Raw genomic sequence first — 1,854 nt, 5'->3', positions numbered from 1 at the left:
GCGGCGGGTCGATGACCTCGCCCAGGATCGGGATCGTATCCTCTCCCATCGCCGGCGCCGTGTACACCCCGGCAAGGATCAGTGCGGCCAGCAGGCCGGCCAGAATTCGCTGCATGTATTAGCCCTGTACGTCTTGATCTTCGGTGTGCGAGGACTCCAGATATTCACCCAGGCTGTCAGTATCCAGCGCATCGGCTATCTCCGCTATTGCGGCGTCATCCTTTAACACTATCGATTGACCGTCCAGAGAAGTTCCAATTCCAAGATTGGGCAGAGTGAAAAAGTGTACGTCATCAGTGCGCACGGAGCGAAGGCTGAACGCCAGTGAGGCCGCGGTGCCTGCGTTGAAGTCTTCATCCACGCTCAGGTAGGGCGAGATTTGGTGTACCACGTCACTGATTTTGAGCGGGTTGGTCAGTGTGTCCGCTCTCAGGAGTTGGGACATGACTCCTTTGATGAAGAGTTGCTGGTTTTCCACCCGCTGATAGTCCCCGTCGGTAAACGCATACCGCTCTCTCACGAACTTCAGGGCCGAGTCGCCGTCGAGCGTTACCGGCCCCTGGTCGAAGAACTCGCCGTGGACACCTTCGGACTGGAAGGCAATCGGGTTGTTTACCTCGACACCGCCCAGGGCATCGGTCAGACCCTTGAAGCCCTCAAAGTCGATGATAATCACATGGTCGACGGGTGCGTGGAACATGCCCTCGATAGTCCGTACCACCAGCGGCACTCCGCCCAGGGACATTGCGGCGTTGATCTTGTGCTCACCGTAGCCGGGAAGTTCGGTCCAGGTGTCGCGCATGATGGACATCACATAAACATCGTCACGGTTCTCGGGAATGTGCATCAGCATCATGGTGTCGGACCGCGCGCCGTTGGGAACGCCGGGCAGATCCTCCGAGGCCCCGCTGCCTGCCCCCACGTCGCTGCCCATCAACAGGATGTTCATTGCGTGCTCGGCAGCCGGGGCCCTTACCGGGCGGGTGGCCTCTACCGGAAATGCCGGCGCAATGGTGGTTGTCTGAGTATTGAACGTATACGCAAGACTGAACAGGTAGGTTGCCACCACAATGCCCGCCACCACGAGGATGCCGAGCAGCACAAGCACAGTGGTCCGGACAGGATGTTTCCGCTTCCCACCGCGATCCGGCTCTGCCTGGTAGTACGTTCCGCTGGACAATGTCTCCCCTGAAATCAAGTAACCCCTGATTTTAGCGTTCCACGTTGGGAATACCCTGACAGGGCATCCGCCCTGCTGAGGCTAGGCTTGCACCATGCCCGTTCCTTCCCGCAGCATGCGCATGGCGCTTATCATCGGCGTTCTTGCTCTTGGTGCAACCGCCTGTTCACCGATTGTGGACGTTGATCCCGCGTCCGACGCCGTCAATCCCTCGTGCGCCGAGGTGATGGTCTCGCTTCCGGAGGAAGTGGCAGGACACGCACTGCGTGAAACCAATAGCCAGGCCACTGCCGCGTGGGGCGAGCCATCCCAGGTGGTGCTGCGCTGCGGCGTTGCCGTACCTGGGCCAACCACGGACGAGTGCGCCTCGGTCAACGACGTCGATTGGCTGATCCGGGAGTCCGAATCCGGGGACGTGTGGACCGCAACAACCTACGGACGCAATCCGGCAGTGGAAGTGCTGTTTGATCCCAACCAGATGGCGTCAAGCACCGTGCTGGTGGACCTTGGCGGCCCAGTGACTCAGATCGAGCAAACCGCCGAGTGCCTCGGGCTCAACGACGCCGTGGACCTCCCTACCAACGGTTAGCCCACACTTACCCCACGTCAGCTGGAAGTGACGGCCACCGCTCCGACGCCCATTCCGCCCACGTCCGGTAACCGGCGGGCGGCGG

General features: G+C 60.7%; 2 protein-coding genes. One reads left to right on the top strand and one right to left on the bottom strand.

The genetic code is table 11. From position 1 onward, the window contains the following. Positions 1-118: 118 nt before the first annotated feature. Complete coding sequence (locus Y708_RS0110400; protein WP_028279890.1) at positions 119-1,180, bottom strand: LCP family protein; 1,062 nt, start codon at positions 1,178-1,180, stop codon at positions 119-121. A 94-nt stretch (positions 1,181-1,274) separates the two neighbouring features. On the opposite strand from Y708_RS0110400, the gene Y708_RS0110395 reads away from it, so the two are divergent. After that, entirely contained in the window at positions 1,275-1,769 is a 495-nt protein-coding gene (locus Y708_RS0110395) for a DUF3515 domain-containing protein (RefSeq protein ID WP_028279889.1), read from the top strand. The last annotated feature ends 85 nt before the right edge of the window (positions 1,770-1,854 follow it).

The sequence above is a fragment of the Arthrobacter sp. H5 genome (genome assembly GCF_000520595.1).
In the GTDB taxonomy this organism is placed as follows: Bacteria; Actinomycetota; Actinomycetes; order Actinomycetales; family Micrococcaceae; genus Arthrobacter_D.
The sequence above is the reverse complement of the archived record's forward strand: the minus strand, read 5'-3'. Positions and strand labels throughout refer to the sequence as shown.